The sequence below is a fragment of the Anaeromicropila herbilytica genome (assembly GCF_016591975.1).
Lineage (GTDB): Bacteria > Bacillota > Clostridia > Lachnospirales > Lachnospiraceae > Anaeromicropila > Anaeromicropila herbilytica.
On the sequence record NZ_AP024169.1, the window covers coordinates 539,535 to 555,065 of the forward strand.

The 15,531-nt window shown below is 34.0% G+C and carries 12 protein-coding genes and 1 pseudogene; 9 read left to right on the forward strand and 4 right to left on the reverse strand.

What is annotated here, in order from left to right; translation table 11 throughout:
* Nucleotides 1–79: 79 nt before the first annotated feature.
* Both bsdtb5_RS02310 and bsdtb5_RS02315 read left to right on the forward strand, forming a co-directional pair.
* Complete coding sequence (locus tag bsdtb5_RS02310) at nt 80–577, forward strand: tRNA (cytidine(34)-2'-O)-methyltransferase (RefSeq protein ID WP_271714442.1); 498 nt, start codon at nt 80–82, stop codon at nt 575–577.
* 276 nt (nt 578–853) lie between these two features.
* Nucleotides 854–1,540 carry a hypothetical protein gene (locus bsdtb5_RS02315; protein ID WP_271714443.1) on the forward strand — a complete coding sequence of 229 codons (687 nt, stop codon included), beginning with the start codon at nt 854–856 and terminating at the stop codon, nt 1,538–1,540.
* A 302-nt stretch (nt 1,541–1,842) separates the two neighbouring features.
* On the opposite strand, the gene bsdtb5_RS02320 is transcribed toward bsdtb5_RS02315, so the two are convergent.
* The 3 genes from bsdtb5_RS02320 to bsdtb5_RS02330 form a co-directional block, all read right to left on the reverse strand.
* On the reverse strand, nt 1,843–3,159 hold the full coding sequence (locus bsdtb5_RS02320; protein ID WP_271714444.1) for a sensor histidine kinase: 1,317 nt from the start codon (nt 3,157–3,159) through the stop codon (nt 1,843–1,845).
* A gap of 92 nt (nt 3,160–3,251) precedes the next feature.
* Nucleotides 3,252–3,965 carry a response regulator transcription factor gene (locus bsdtb5_RS02325; protein ID WP_271714445.1) on the reverse strand — a complete coding sequence of 238 codons (714 nt, stop codon included), beginning with the start codon at nt 3,963–3,965 and terminating at the stop codon, nt 3,252–3,254.
* A 39-nt stretch (nt 3,966–4,004) separates the two neighbouring features.
* Nucleotides 4,005–6,380, reverse strand: a complete 2,376-nt coding sequence (locus bsdtb5_RS02330) for an endonuclease MutS2 (RefSeq protein WP_271714446.1) — start codon at nt 6,378–6,380, stop codon at nt 4,005–4,007.
* A 532-nt stretch (nt 6,381–6,912) separates the two neighbouring features.
* Here bsdtb5_RS02330 and bsdtb5_RS02335 point away from each other — a divergent pair.
* Nucleotides 6,913–8,286 (forward strand): S1C family serine protease, encoded by a 1,374-nt coding sequence (locus bsdtb5_RS02335; RefSeq protein WP_271714447.1) that lies wholly within the window; start codon nt 6,913–6,915, stop codon nt 8,284–8,286.
* A gap of 88 nt (nt 8,287–8,374) precedes the next feature.
* Here bsdtb5_RS02335 and bsdtb5_RS02340 read toward each other — a convergent pair whose 3' ends face one another.
* The gene (locus tag bsdtb5_RS02340; RefSeq protein WP_271714448.1) at nt 8,375–8,608 is read right to left on the reverse strand and encodes a hypothetical protein; all 234 of its coding nucleotides are present in this window, start codon (nt 8,606–8,608) and stop codon (nt 8,375–8,377) included.
* Nucleotides 8,609–8,878: 270 nt separating this feature from the next.
* Here bsdtb5_RS02340 and bsdtb5_RS02345 point away from each other — a divergent pair, with 270 nt between their 5' ends.
* The 6 genes and pseudogenes from bsdtb5_RS02345 to bsdtb5_RS02370 all read left to right on the forward strand — a co-directional run bounded on the left by bsdtb5_RS02345 (nt 8,879) and on the right by bsdtb5_RS02370 (nt 15,491).
* Nucleotides 8,879–11,173 (forward strand): YhgE/Pip domain-containing protein, encoded by a 2,295-nt coding sequence (locus tag bsdtb5_RS02345; protein ID WP_271714449.1) that lies wholly within the window; start codon nt 8,879–8,881, stop codon nt 11,171–11,173.
* Between the two features lie 298 nt (nt 11,174–11,471).
* Entirely contained in the window at nt 11,472–12,416 is a 945-nt protein-coding gene (locus bsdtb5_RS02350) for a 3'-5' exoribonuclease YhaM family protein (protein ID WP_271714450.1), read from the forward strand.
* A gap of 33 nt (nt 12,417–12,449) precedes the next feature.
* Nucleotides 12,450–13,917, forward strand: a pseudogene (rlmD, locus tag bsdtb5_RS21865) (23S rRNA (uracil(1939)-C(5))-methyltransferase RlmD).
* 177 nt (nt 13,918–14,094) lie between these two features.
* A complete protein-coding gene (locus bsdtb5_RS02360) occupies nt 14,095–14,748 on the forward strand; it encodes a class I SAM-dependent methyltransferase (protein ID WP_271714451.1) in 654 nt (217 codons plus the stop codon).
* A gap of 83 nt (nt 14,749–14,831) precedes the next feature.
* The gene (locus bsdtb5_RS02365; RefSeq protein WP_271714452.1) at nt 14,832–14,987 is read left to right on the forward strand and encodes a hypothetical protein; all 156 of its coding nucleotides are present in this window, start codon (nt 14,832–14,834) and stop codon (nt 14,985–14,987) included.
* Between the two features lie 27 nt (nt 14,988–15,014).
* On the forward strand, nt 15,015–15,491 hold the full coding sequence (locus bsdtb5_RS02370; protein ID WP_271714453.1) for a GNAT family N-acetyltransferase: 477 nt from the start codon (nt 15,015–15,017) through the stop codon (nt 15,489–15,491).
* Nucleotides 15,492–15,531: the final 40 nt, after the last annotated feature.

Here is a 15,531-nt window from a genome sequence, read left to right on the forward strand (position 1 = left end):
AAAGTTTAGAGTAAATATATTAGACTTAGTATATATAAATAGAAAATAAGAGAAAATAAGTATTTAAGAAGGATTGATCATGAATATAGTATTATTTGAACCTGAAATACCAGCTAATACAGGGAATATTGGTAGGACTTGTGTTGCAACAGGTACGAAATTACATTTAATAGAACCACTTGGATTTAAAATTAATGAAAAAGCATTAAAAAGAGCTGGACTAGATTACTGGGATAATTTAGATGTTACAGTTTATGATAGTTATGATGATTTTCTAGCAAAGAATCCAGGAGCCAAGATATACATGGCTACAACGAAAGCTTTGAATGTGTACTCAGATGTTTCTTATGAGCCAGACTGTTTTATTATGTTTGGTAAAGAGAGTGCAGGAATTCCAGAAGAAATATTATTAAGGAATAAAGAGAATTCGATTCGAATTCCTATGATAGGCGACATCAGATCTCTGAATCTGTCAAATTCAGCTGCCATTGTATTATATGAAGCATTAAGACAGAATAATTTTGATCATATGAGATTACAGGGACAATTGCATAGTCACACTTGGGATGAAGCATAGAAGAATTATTCTCTAATATAAATAAATTAATATCCAAAACGGATGAAATTCGTAATTTAAATACGAACTTCATCCGTTTTTTGGGGTCTAAGTTATTATAAGTCCGTTATGTATCTGATGTGAAACACAAGAGTAGGTTGATGTGAAAGTAAATACATGGTAAAATTCAAATATGTGATATAGTTATAGACAAAGAATAGCTACAATTGTGATATTTATCTTTCTAATATAAATATATTTCAATTAGGTCAATTAAGAAGACGGGAGAAGATTTCTATGAATAAAGATAGGATAGGAAAAGAGAATATAAAATTGCTAGGTTACATAGGTGTTATTTTTCTAACTATAGCTTTATCTTATAAACTACCTCATGATTCTTATTCCTTGATGCAATATATGATAAAACCTATAAAACATGATAACACTGTATTCTACCCTTCAAGTATTGTAACATTAGTATTCGTGATGATTGGGGTTATCGGTCTTGCAAGCTTAGAAAGATTTAAGAAAAGAAAACTATTAGTAGTCTTATGTACTCTGTTTCTATTAATTCCATTTATGAAGTGGACAATAGAGATTACAAGAACCAATTATCATTCCTTGATGAGGGATGGAATCAAATCTGTTGATATTGAAGAATCGAATATTAGTCTTGGTAATACTGATAATGATATGGTAATTAATTTTAACTTGGATTTAAGAGATTATAGTAGACACCAAAATCGATTTAAAATACGTGTGTATCTTCCAGAATCAATAAGAAACTTAACTGGGAAGAAATATTATGATTTGAAACAGGAGTATATAACTGATAATAAAAGTACACAAAAAGTACATGAGAGTATGCCGTTTGACAATATAAGTGGAGAGGAAATATCTCACTTGACGTGGTATTATGAAGATGTGAAGTACGTATTATATAATGATAAGCAATCAGTTAGTATTATAGATCATGGCTATTAATAGCGCATTTTGATAAAAATACCTTGCTAAGAAGAAGCAATACCCCATGTCAACTTGAGAGGTCACTGAAAAAGTCCCTTTCAATAAAGTATAATGAATATTACTGTATCAATATTCGTGCTGTATTTTGTTTTAAAGATGTATTAGAAAACCTTAATGAAGAAGGAATCCTTCAATAATCAGAAGGAGTGCTGCCCCCCGCGCTTTTCAGCGAGTTCGCTCCATCTGATTATGTTTGAAGGATTCCTTCTTCGTTTAGATTCTCTAATACTTCTTTAACTAAAAAACAACATGGGGTATCTTTAATTACTTTTATGCCCTTGCATGAGAGTGAAAGTAAATTCGGTTCCTACTCCTTCTGTACTGATTACATTAATGTTCTCGTTGTGGGCAGTGAGAATTTCTTTTGTAATAGAGAGACCTAAGCCAGTTCCCTTTTTATCCTTGCCTCTTGAAGCGTCTGTTTTATAGAATCTCTCCCAGATCTTCTTGAGACTTTCTTTTGGAATACCAATTCCATAATCCTTGACAGAGACAAATACCTTCTCATTCTTCTCATCCGTGGATACCTTAATGGTTGAATTGGAATGGCTAAACTTAATAGCATTATCAATTAAGTTATAGAGCACTTGCTGAATCTTACCCATATCAGCTTGTACATAAGTTTCCTTGTTTGAGAATACTAAAGATATGGTAATCTTTTTATCTAGGCAGACAGTTTCGAAGCTTTCAGCAGTTTTCTTAATGATATGATTAATATCAAAAGTTGTAATATCTAATATAGTACCGTTATGGTCAAAGCTATTTAGAGCGAGTAGACTTGATGTAAGTTTGCTTAAACGTTCAGTTTCGAAAAGGATAATATTTAGATATTTTTCCTGCATCTCCACGGGGATGGTTCCATCAAGCATAGCTTCGGTAAAACCTTTGATGGAGGTTAGTGGAGAGCGAAAATCGTGTGAGATATTAGCTACAAATTTCTTTTGATAGTCGTCTAAACTATTTAATTCTCCTGCCATGAACGTAACGGCATCAGCTAAATCTTTGTATTCATCTTTACTCTTAATGACTAGAGGATATTCGTAATTGGCCCCAGAGTACTGCCTTGCAGCTTCAATAATCTTTTTCATTGGTCGAACTGTGATGAGATGAATGACAAAGAAGATCCCAGCTAGAAGCACAGAGAAGAATAAAAGGCTAATATTTGCAATGTCAATATAATGTACACTATCTTTCTCTATGGATTTTATCGGAGTAGATATGACGATGTAACCTTTCGTCTCATAGTTTGCATTTACCGATTTAATAACACACAAAGTTGGTGTGCAAAAAATGTCTGGAATTACAGTATTCTCTAGGAAGGTGTAATCTAAAAACGTCCTATCGTAATCGTTAATATTTAGATTTGTTGAAGAGTCTCTGGTATCGGTTATTATTTCACCATCATAGTTAACAACCCATATTCTTGCATCGAGAAAGGTATCGATTGTTTTAAGTTGTGAAGATAAAGTAAAGAGAGGTTTTTCATTATTATAAAAGGCAGTTACATATTCCTTGGATAACAAGCTAGCTTCTTTATATAATAGTAACTTTTTATCTTCTAACAGGTTATGTTTCATTTTATGTACGCCATAAGTATTCAGTAGAGTAAACATGGCGGCCATAATTATGAAAAAACAAAGAGTAAGCTTTGCGGATAAACGCATATGCATTATTTCTTCACCTCGAATTTATAACCAATTCCCCATACCGTGGATAAACTCCAAGCGGTATGGTCTTTAATCTTCTCACGTAATCTCTTTATATGAACATCAACGGTTCTAGTGTCCCCAATATATTCATATCCCCAGATATGATCAAGCAATTGCTCTCTAGTGAATACTTGATTAGGATGGGAAGCTAAGAAATAGAAGAGTTCTAATTCTTTAGGTGGCATCTCAATTGTCTTTTCATAATAGAGAACAGAATAATTACTTTGATTAACAATTAGATCGGGGTAGGAGACATAGTCTCCGGTCTGATCCGAAGATTCCTTAGGAGTCTCCACCACTGTAGGATGAAAACGGCGAAGAACTGCTTTAACACGCGCAACTAATTCTTTAGAGTCAAAAGGCTTAATGATATAATCGTCAGCACCAAGTTCTAGTCCTAATACTTTATCAAAGATCTCACCTTTGGCAGAGAGCATGATGATTGGAACGGAGGAGGTTTTACGAATCTCCCTGCATACTTCATAACCATCAATGCCAGGTAACATAAGGTCTAGGAGAATTAAGTTTGGTTCATACGTCTTAAAACTATTGATAGCTTCTTCTCCATCACTAACTACTAATGTATCAAAGCATTCTTTGGTTAAGTAAAGGGAGATAAGTTCAGCGATATTTGTATCATCATCTACAATTAATATTTTCTGTTTTGTTGCCATGGGATACCTCCTTTTATTTTAAATTTAATCGTTTAAATATTATTTGAATTCTACAATAGTAACGCCATGATCGCCTTCTCCAAATGCACCAAGACGGAAGGATTTTACGTATTTTGCTTTCTTAAGGTGAGCATGAACGGCATTCTTTAGAGCACCAGTCCCTCTACCATGAATTACGGTTACCTGAGGTAAATGGGAGAGGTAGGCATCGTCTAAATATTTATCAAGTAAAGAAAGTGCTTCGTCAACCGTCTTACCAATTAAGTTAATCTCAGGATGGATAGACATTGTCTTAGATATCTTAATCTTACCGCTACCTGTTTTGCTTAAGTTTGGACCTGTGATTACAGGTTCATCTATCAGTTCAAGATCTGTAATATTTACTTGAGAACGTAAGATACCCATTTGGACAAATACATCACCCTTGGCATTCGGAGTACTTGAGATAATGCCTTTTAGTCCTAAGCTTAGAACATTAACGGAGTCACCAGGTTTAAAATCTTTTGGAGATTGATCTTTTTTCTTTGCTTTATTTTTTAGAGCAAGTTTGGATTCGGTCTCACTAAGCTTTCCTCTTAGATTATTACGTTCGTTCTCCATATCTTTATTTAAGCCACTTGATTTTGCCCATTTATTATATTTCTTAATGGTATCGTCCGCATAATCTTTGGCATCTTGAAGAATCTCTCTAGCCTTTTCGTTGGCCTCCCGTAAGATCTTATCTTTTGCCTGGTCTAATTTATCTGTTTTTTGTTCTAGTTGTTTCTTAAGGTCAGCAACTTCTTCTTTATAGCGCTTCACCTCAGCTTGTTCTTTCTCAATGGCTACTCGACTTGCTTCCAGATTACTAATAACATCTTCGAAGCTTTGATCATTTTCATTGATACGAAGTTTTGCATCATCAATGATGTAATCAGGTAAACCAAGTTTACTTGAGATCGCAAAGGCATTACTTTTGCCAGGAATACCAATTAATAGACGGTAAGTTGGGCGAAGAGTCTCAACGTTGAATTCACAACTTGCATTTTCTACACCTTCTGTCGTAAGAGCAAATACTTTTAATTCACTGTAGTGAGTCGTAGCCATGGTACGAACATTGCTGTTATGAAGGTAGGATAAGATGGACATAGCAAGTGCAGCACCCTCAGTAGGGTCAGTACCAGCGCCTAACTCATCAAATAGTACCAATGATTTATCGTTGGCATGTTCTAGAATGGACACAGTATTGGTCATATGAGAAGAGAAGGTACTTAAGGATTGTTCGATACTTTGTTCATCTCCGATATCCGCAAATACATCTTCAAATACTGCTAACTCTGATTCATCAAAGGCTGGGATGTGAAGACCAGCTTGCCCCATTAATGTGAAGAGACCAACGGTCTTAAGGGAAACAGTCTTACCACCTGTATTTGGACCTGTTACTACTAGTAGGTTAAAGTTTTTACCTAGGTTAATATCAATTGGAACAACGTGCTTTGGATCAATTAATGGATGTCTTCCCTTTTTGATATTTATATAGCTTTTATCGTTGAATAAAGGTTCTGTAGCTTTTAAAGCTTTAGATAAAGAAGCTTTCGCAAAGATAAAATCTAGTTCTGTTAATATTTTTACATTGGCGGAAAGATTCTCATTTTCTTCAGCAACTAAGTTACTTAAGTCAGCTAAGATTTTCTCAATCTCTTCTTGCTCTTTAATCTCTAATTCACGGAGATCATTATTTAACTTTACAATAGCCATTGGCTCAATGAATAAAGTAGATCCTGTAGAGGATTGATCATGAATCATACCTTGAAAATGACTACGATATTCCTGTTTTACTGGTAAACAGTATCTTCCATTACGCATAGTTACAATGCTTTCCTGTAACATCGTACGATTTGTAGAAGAACTAACAATGGAACCTAGTTGCTCACGGATACGGTCATTCGTATTCTTCATAGATCTACGAATTCCCTTTAGTGTTGGGCTTGCATCATCAGCAATCTCTTCTTCTGATATAATACAACGCTTAATCTCATTATTAATAGGAGAAAGTGGCTCGATTTGTTCAAATCGCTCGTCAAGAGAGTCCCTATTGTCTTCCTCATTATCTCTTCTGGAATAGGATTTTACTTTCAGAGCTACATCTAGTACAGAGCTAATACTTAGCAATTCACCGATTCCAAGTGTGGAACCAACTTCAAGTCGCATAAGTGAGGAACGAATATCTTTTATACCTGAAAAGGAGATGCTTCCCTTTTGAAGGATTCGAGAAAGTGCATCGCTGGTCTCTCGTTGTGCTTCTACGATCTCTGCAATATCAGAGCTTGGAAGAAGCTTATTACATAGTTCCTTGCCTAGCATGGAACCTGCATAGCCAGTTAATTTATCTATAATTTTATAATACTCTAATGTCCTTAAAACTTTAGTATTCATAACGCTACCCTTCTATTTATTATTGATTAATTAGTTGCAGGAGCGTTATTATTGTGCTCCTATTACACTATATTCTACCTTATATTGTATAAAAATAAAACTAGAAATTTCAGATTTATTCCATAGGGAAAGTGGTGGTAGACACGAAGTGGAAAGAGTTGATCTAAATAATAATAATTGATATTGGGGATATTGAGAAAATAACATAGAAATGTTTAGATATGATGTTGGGGGTAAAAGGTAAAATCATCAATTTAAACTTTATTAAAAAGGTATTAGAGATATTATAATTTTTATACATTATAATAGAGAACCAGTGATATAAAAAGTAAAATTACTCCAAAAAAGCATTCTGAGATTGACAGTTGCCAATAAATTCAGTATGATATGAGTGATATATGTGCATAGTTTACAAATCATTCATATATTATTCATATGTAAATGATAAAATTGTATAAAACAAAAAGTAACTTCCCAAGATTATAAGGGAAGTGTGTTTTAAATAATGTATATTTGGTAAAGGAGAAATCACATGCCTACGGAGGATAACAAAAAGAATGATGATCAATATTCCTTTATAAAAGAGCAGATTGTTCCGAAAAAAGAGAATAAGACAAAAAAATTTCTTGTTCTAGTAGGGACGACGATATCCCTAGCAATCGTATTTGGACTAGTCTGTCGAATTGTATTTGAAGCATCGGAGCCTTTTGCTGACAAGATATTAGGCAAAAAGGATACGCAGAAGGTTATTACACTTCCCTCTACTTCACCTGGCTCAGAGAAAGAGAAAAATAAAGAAGATACGAATCAGAATTCAACATCGAAAGGCGAGAAAGAGGGTACCAAACAGAACGATAATACAAGTAGCAATGATAATAATGATAATAATGATACAGACAATACCGTTGATAACGTTCAGCAGGGAGAGTTAGCCACAATAGAAGATTATGAGAATATGTTCGGTGAACTAAGGACCTTAGCAAATGATGTGAATCAATCTATAGTTACGGTAACGAGTGTTGTGAAGAATGTAGATTGGTTTAATAATACCGCAGAATTAACAAATAGCACATCGGGTCTTGTTATTTTTAATGATGGGACAAAGTTATTTATACTTACTAATAAAGATAAGTTAAAAAGTACCAAGAACATAAAGGTTACATTTTCAACAGAGAAAACGGTTCATGCAACATACGTAAGTGGTGATTCTAATCTGGGAATAGTTGTAATAGCGGTGAAGTTAGAGGATATTCCACAAACAACATTAGATCAGGTCAAAGTGGCTAAGTTTGGGCAGTCTTATTCGATAACTGTTGGAGAACCAATCATAGCACTTGGTAGTCCGAATGGATATGTGAATTCAATGGACACTGGAATTGTTATGAATGAAGTAAAAAATATGTATATTACAGATTCTAAGATTGAATTATTCAATACGAATATTGCGGACAACCCAAATGGTGAGGGAGTCATTGTTAATCTTGAGGGTGAGATTATTGGAATAATCACTCAGAAATTCAAGACAGACAATAATAAATATCTGAATACGAACCTTGCTATCTCTAAGATTAAGAGTCTAATTGAAAAACTAGTGAATAAGACAGATCAAGCTTATTTTGGAATTGTTGGAGCTGATTTAACATCTACAACGTTGAAAAGATTAGGTGTACACGCTGGTGTATACGTAGCAGAAGTTGAGAATGATTCACCAGCATTCCAAGCAGGAATTGAAAGTGGTGATGTTATTCTCAAATTAGATGGATCTGAAATATCATCGGTTGATACCTTCAATAATATACTAAGTTCTCATAAGCCTGAGGATTCAATAAAAGTACTGATAAAGAGAAATAGAAATAGCGGAACAAAGCAATTTACCTTTAAAGTAAACCTTGCGAATAAAAAGTAAAAGAAATTATTGGATATTATAGTAGATATAAAAAAAGTGCTACTGCTTCATAATTATAAATTGGAGCAGTAGCACTTTTTTATTTATCTTATTCTATAAAGGATTGGTAGAATAACTTTTTGATCTCATCCTTATTGTTTTGTTTACATAAATCAAGAAATAATGGATATAATGTATCTTTTCCTATATTGCCTTTGGTGTTATTAATACCGGATCCTAATTCTAAAAGATTTCTTGCACATCTCTCGGGTGATCTTTTGGAACTGCGTAAGATAATATTCAATGTTTTTTCCATTGCGATATATTTTATATTGACTAACAAGACGTTCACTCCTATACTAACCTTTGGTAAGAGTATTTATGAAATTGAATTCAAAAAGAAATAACTAGGATTTATAGTGGAATTCTTTTCACATTTGTTTTACAGTATAAGTCTTTTTTACAATACACTATATAGACAATTTTTCTGTTTTGTATTATTTTTAGACATATTTTACGATTTGTCTAATTATTCGACAAAATATAAAAAATGTTTAAATACAAATGATATTCAGCATGATATACTTGCCAATGTAAAAAGGAGATGAAAAACATGAAAGAAAAATCTGGACTAAAAAAACTTGCTCCTATTATTGTAATTATTGGAGTAATTATTGTTCCTCTTCTTTATAGCTTTTTCTACTTAGATGCATTCTGGGATCCATATTCACACCTAGAAACATTACCAGTAGCAATCGTGAATGAAGATAAAGGTGCTAAGATTAATGATGAACAACGTAATGTTGGTCAAGAATTATGTGACAAATTAAAAGACAGCGGTGAACTTAAATTCATAGTAACCGATGCAGATACTGCAAAAAAAGGTGTAGAAGGAAAGAAATATTATTCTTCCATTACAATCCCAAGTGACTTTACAGAAAGTATTAAATCAGCTTCAACAACAGACAAGAAAGTTGCAGAACTTAAATATGTGACAAATGAAAAACGTAACTATTTAGCTTCTCAAATTCTTAAAAGTGCTGTATTGAAAATTGAGATGTCAGTACGTTCTAGCGTGAATGAAGAAATCGTAGCGGAACTTTCAGACAAGTTAAAAGGTACACCTGATAAACTTACAACATTATCTGATGGTTTAGGAAAACTATATGATGGTTCATCAGATTTAAAAGATGGAACATCTAAGCTAAATAATGGTGCCAAAGATCTTAACAATGGTGCTCAAAAATTAGCAAATGGTACTTCAAAATTAAAGACAGGTACTTCTACTTTAAAGAATGGTATCTCAACTTTATCTAATGGTACTGGTAAGTTAGTAACTGGAAGTGAAACACTTAAAAAAGGTACAGAAACATTTAATAGTAAAATGAAAGAATACCAATCAGGTGTTACAACAGCTACAAACGGAAGCAAATCTTTAAGTGATAACATGGCTAAATTAGACACTGGTATTAATAAACTTCTTACTGGTGCAACTCAGTTAGAAACAGCTACTAAGAATATCAATGACCTAAAAACAGGTGCAGCTACTTTAGCAGCAGGCGCAGAACAATTAAACACAGGTATCGTAAACTATACAACAGGTGTTGATAAATTAGTTGGAAGTGTTACTCAAACAACTCAAGTTCTAGCAGCATATGCTCAAAAAACTGGTGATAAGACAATCGGTGGATTAGTTGCACAGTTAACAAGCAAAGACAGCTTAGCAAGTATTCAAGCTTTAACTCAAGCTTCAACTAGCTTAAAAACAGCATCAGGCCAAATATCAGCAGGTGCAAGCAAATTATCAGCAGGAACTTCTAATGTAACTGAATTAAAATCAGCAATTGGACAAATTAAAGCTGGTTTACAAACAGCTAAAAATGGTTCTGGTCAATTAACAACTGGAGCAAAAACACTTAACAAAGGTATGGATAAATTAAATACTGCAACTGGTCAATTAGCAGCAGCATCAGCTAAGATAAGTACAGGAGCAGGTACTTTAAATGGTGGTTTAGAACAATTACAATCAGGCGCTTCTAAGTTATATGCAGGTGCTGGAACATTATTTAACGGTGTAACAACATTAGATAATGGTGTTAATACTTTAAAAGATGGAACTGTAACATTATCAAACGGAACTTCTGACCTTGATGAAGGAGCAGGAAAATTACAAGATGGTGTTAAAACTGCAAAAGATGGTGTAAACGATTCTATTACAGATGCTAATGATCAATTAAAAGCTCTTGATGGTTTAGATCAATATGCAAAAGAACCTGTAAAGGTTGATACAACAGCTTATGCTCCTGTACCTAACTATGGTACTTCATTCGCACCATACTTTATGTCATTATCTCTATGGGTTGGAGGTCTTATGATCTTCTTCGGTATCTACTTAGATGCAGATAAGAAATTTAAATTATTATCAAGAGAATCTGAGAATAAAGTATTAAGAACTGGTGCTTACTTACTAATTGGTGTTGTTCAAGCAGTAGCCTTAGCATTCATCTTATTAGTATGCTTAGGATTAAAGGTAAACCATTTACCACTATTTGTTGCTTCTTGTATCTTAGTATCCTTAGTGTTTATCTCAATCATCCAATTCTTCTTAATCTTCTTTAAGGATGTTGGTAAATTCTTAGCACTATTAACGCTAATCTTACAATTAACATCATGTGCAGGAACATTCCCAATGGAAACAGTGCCTAAACTATTCAAGGTATTATATCCATTCATGCCAATGACTTACTCAGTTGCTTTATTCAAAGAAGGAGTTAGTGGTGTTGGTAGTTCATCATTAGCATGGTATAACGGTGGTATCTTACTTGCAATCTTTGTTATTGTAACAGCTGTTACATTATTATTATCAGTAGGTAAGAAAGTTCAAGAGAACGATCTAGTAGAAGCATAATATTAGATTACATGATTTAAGAGCAGCGTTAGCTGTGTATGAGAGATAGAGAGAGTAGATTATTATTTATATATAAATGGAAGAATACATATTCCTATAAGAAAAGGTCATCGGTTGAAAGACGGATGGCCTTTTTTGAGTTTGTAGAGTTAAATCAATTAGCTATAAGGGTTAAACAAAAAGGGGATTGTATAATTTCTACTTCCCATTAAAGTTGCCTTAGAGTATAATAGTAACGAATAAGTTAGGTTTATAGTCTCATGATGAGACATTGAGAATAGAAAGGTTAGGTAGTATAATGAGATATATTGGCGAATTACGTGATGGTGAGATGCTTAAGGAAGTATACCTTTGTAAACAGAAACAAGTACTTAAAACAAAAGCAGGAAAGAGTTATTATTCTTTATTGCTTCAAGATAAAACAGGAACACTAGATGCAAAAGTGTGGGAACTAAGCAATGGAATTGAGACCTTTGATGCAATGGATTATATCTGTGTAGATGGACAAGTAACAAGCTTTCAGAATAGTTTGCAATTAAATATTAAACGCATTAGAAAATGCCAGGAAGGTGAATATAGCGAAGAAGATTATATGCCAGTATCTACAAAAAATATTGCTGACATGTTCAAAGAACTGCTTGTATTCATTGATCAGATTAAGCAACCACATCTTAAAAAATTGGTAGATAGTTTCTATAAAGAAGATAAAGATTTTGTAAAAGCATTTCAATATCATTCTGCAGCAAAAAGTGTACATCATGGATTCATTGGAGGTTTATTAGAACATACATTAGGTGTCGTAAAGATGTGCGATTACATGGCAAATAATTATCCAGTAATCAATCGAGACCTATTAATTACCGCTGCATTATTCCATGATATTGGTAAGATGAGTGAAATTTCAAGATTTCCTGAAAATGATTATACCGATGATGGACAACTTTTAGGTCACATCTACATCGGAACCGAGATGATTGGGGAAAGAATTCGTAAGATTCCTAATTTCCCAGCCAAATTATCAAATGAATTAAAACACTGTATCTTAGCTCACCACGGCGAATTAGAATATGGTTCTCCTAAGAAACCAGCAATCATTGAAGCTATGGCACTTAACTTTGCAGATAATGCAGATGCGAAGTTACAGACAATGATTGAATTATTCCAGGCGAGTGATGAGAAAGTTGAGTGGATTGGATATAATCGATATTTTGAGACGAATATCAGAAGAAGTTCGGAAAATTAATTTAAGAAAAGAAACGATTTCTAAGGAGTAAGTATGAAAAGAAATAACGAAGAAAGAATCGTAAATAAGAATGATGTTGTAATACTTACCATAGATGATATGGGTGCAGAAGGTGAAGGAATAGGGCATATCGATGGATATACCCTATTTGTCAAAGATGCAGTTGTTGGCGATCAGATTACAGCGAAAGTTCTAAAGACAAAGAAAGCATACGGTTATGCAAAGTTGGAAGAAGTTCTAACTCCATCTCCATATCGTGTAGAACCAAGATGTCCTATCGCAAGTAAATGCGGCGGTTGTCAGATTCAGCATCTAGATTATAAAAAACAATTAGAATATAAAGCTAATAAGGTAAAGAACTGTCTAGAGAGAATTGGTGGCTTCAAGGATATCAGTTCTAAGATGGAACCAATCATTGGTATGGAGGAACCTTATTACTATCGTAATAAAGCACAATTTCCAGTCGGAAAAGATAAAGAAGGAAAGCTAATCACAGGCTTCTATGCTAGCAGAACCCATTCCATTATTGATACTTCCCATTGCTATATTCAAGCAGAGGTTAATGAAGAACTTCTCGATATCGTGAAGAATTTCTTAATAGAATATAACATTGAGCCATATGATGAAGAAAAGCATTCAGGCTTAGTAAGACATATTCTTACTAGAGTAGGCTTTGTAACTGGTGAGATTATGGTAAGTATCATTATCAATGGGAAGGATCTTCCACATAAGGAAGTATCTTCCACATAAGGAAGTATTGATTGAACGACTTTCGAAGGTAAATCAAGTGGTTAAGAATTTAGATGGCACAAGTGTCGAACTCAAGATGACAAGCATTAGTCTCAATGTGAATAAAGAGAAGACTAATGTGATTCTTGGTAGCAAAGTGATTACAATCTGGGGACAAGATTATATTACGGATTATATCGGAGATGTGAAATATCAGATCTCTCCATTATCTTTCTATCAGGTAAATCCTGTGCAGACGAAGAAACTTTACGAGAAAGCCTTAGAGTATGCAGGACTTACTGGTGGAGAAACGGTATTTGACCTTTATTGTGGGATTGGAACGATATCGTTATTCTTAGCAAAGAAAGCAAAGAAAGTTCTTGGTGTTGAGATTGTGAAGGAAGCAATTGAGGATGCCAAGGTAAATGCGAAGATTAATGGAATTACCAATACAGAATTCGTGGTTGGTGCAGCAGAGGATGTAATACCTGAGAAGTATGAGAAAGAGAAGCTAGAGGCAAATGTTATCGTAGTAGACCCTCCTAGGAAGGGATGCGAAGAGAGCTTACTTGATACTATGGTTAAGATTGCACCTAAGAGGATTGTATATGTGTCTTGTGATCCAGGGACTCTTGCTAGAGATCTAAAGTATCTAGTGGAGAACGGGTACCAGGTGGAGAAAGTGTGTCCAGTGGATATGTTTGGGCATACGGGGCATGTGGAGACGTGCGTTTTATTAACTCAAAAAATGCAGAAAAATAATGATGCATGAAATAGATAAAAGAATATATGAATATAAAAAAAAGCTTCTTCGATATCTGAAGAAGCTTTTTTTGGCATAGAACATTATATATCATACCATATAATGGAAATAAAGTCTAGTAATTTTTTTGATACGCAGTACAATGAGATTACCGGTATAAAGGATCCTAACTCAAGGAGGTTATCAATGAATTCAAATGTATTAGCATGGTATGAAAAAAAGGAACATATTGACGAAATGAAAAGCTGGGATAAGGGGAAGCTAAAGATTTGGGAGCAGAGGGTAGTTAATAATTTTCCAGTCGGAGCAAAAATACTTGATATAGGTAGTGGTATGGGAAGGGAGGCATTTGCACTATATAGCCAGGGTTTTGAAGTGGATGGGCTAGATGTTTCGAAAGATGTAGTGGATAAAGCAAACGAAGAAGCGGTGATGTGTGATAGTAAAGTGAGATTTTATCATTATGACGGGGAACATATTCCGTTTGGTGATGGGATGTTTGACGTTGTAATCATATGGAGCCAGACATTTGGTTTATTATATGGTAAAAGCTATAAGGAAAGCTTTTTAAAGGAATGTAAACGTGTGTTAAGGCCGAAAGGATTATTGAGTTACTCAGGACATTCTCTGCAATATCTTAGAGAACATTATAAAGACTGCCTTGATGTTGATAAATTCTATCCATATATTGAGCGTGAGATTTACTGGGAGACATTTTTGCTGGAGGAACTTGAGAATTATGCAAAGCAGACAGGGTATGATATTGTGATGAGTGGAGAAGGCGAGATATATGTACCAGAAGATGGTATTATATTATATTGCTTGAGTAGGTTAAAGTAAATGGAACGTGATAATTATTAACAAGAAAGGATGTACTATGTGTACAAGAAAAAGACTGCCATATTGGTATTGTAAAAGAAAATATGATTGATTCCATTATGGTTGCTGAGGGTAACACTTATCATGATAATATATCAAGGGTACTATTAAGGAATAAAGATGAACATGTAAGAGCATATATTCGTATTCCAAATAACTTTGATTATTATAAAAGTAATACCAATGCTTCTGTTGATTAAATTTAAATTAAAAATAGGAGAAAAATTATGATATCTTTGCGAAAAATAACTTTAGATAACCGGAGGGAGTTATTCCGACTAGAGGTTACGAAGGAACAACAACATTATGTAGCATCAAATTTATCAAGTGTGGCATCCTGTTATGTTTTAGCAACCAATGGAAGTAGCCCGATGCCCTTTGCTATTTATGCTGATGAGCAGATGGTTGGTTTTGTGATGATTGTTTATGGCGATACAGGATATGACCAGCCAGATATGGCGAAGGATAATTACTGCATATTACGACTGATGATAGGAGAACAATATCAGAATTGTGGGTATGGTCGTGAGTCGATGGTAAAAATCCTGGAGTATATACGCACATTTCCAGCAGGAACAGCAAAGTATTGCTGGATACCATATGAGTCAGATAATGTAGTGGCTAGAAAATTATATGAAAGCTTTGGCTTTTGTGATAACGGTGAAGTTTATAATAATGAGCCAATAACAGTTTTAGAATTGTAAGTAGGGTATTGTGACAATATGGAATTTACTCTTTGAGTAG

Coding starts and splice junctions, on each gene's coding strand:
- bsdtb5_RS02345 (WP_271714449.1), top strand. CDS start 8,879: ATGAAAGAAAAATCTGGACTAAAAAAACTTGCTCCTATTATTGTAATT.
- bsdtb5_RS02330 (WP_271714446.1), bottom strand. CDS start 6,380: ATGAATACTAAAGTTTTAAGGACATTAGAGTATTATAAAATTATAGAT.
- bsdtb5_RS02335 (WP_271714447.1), top strand. CDS start 6,913: ATGCCTACGGAGGATAACAAAAAGAATGATGATCAATATTCCTTTATA.
- bsdtb5_RS02360 (WP_271714451.1), top strand. CDS start 14,095: ATGAATTCAAATGTATTAGCATGGTATGAAAAAAAGGAACATATTGAC.
- bsdtb5_RS02365 (WP_271714452.1), top strand. CDS start 14,832: ATGATTGATTCCATTATGGTTGCTGAGGGTAACACTTATCATGATAAT.
- bsdtb5_RS02325 (WP_271714445.1), bottom strand. CDS start 3,965: ATGGCAACAAAACAGAAAATATTAATTGTAGATGATGATACAAATATC.
- bsdtb5_RS02370 (WP_271714453.1), top strand. CDS start 15,015: ATGATATCTTTGCGAAAAATAACTTTAGATAACCGGAGGGAGTTATTC.
- bsdtb5_RS02320 (WP_271714444.1), bottom strand. CDS start 3,159: ATGAAACATAACCTGTTAGAAGATAAAAAGTTACTATTATATAAAGAA.
- bsdtb5_RS02310 (WP_271714442.1), top strand. CDS start 80: ATGAATATAGTATTATTTGAACCTGAAATACCAGCTAATACAGGGAAT.
- bsdtb5_RS02350 (WP_271714450.1), top strand. CDS start 11,472: ATGAGATATATTGGCGAATTACGTGATGGTGAGATGCTTAAGGAAGTA.
- bsdtb5_RS02315 (WP_271714443.1), top strand. CDS start 854: ATGAATAAAGATAGGATAGGAAAAGAGAATATAAAATTGCTAGGTTAC.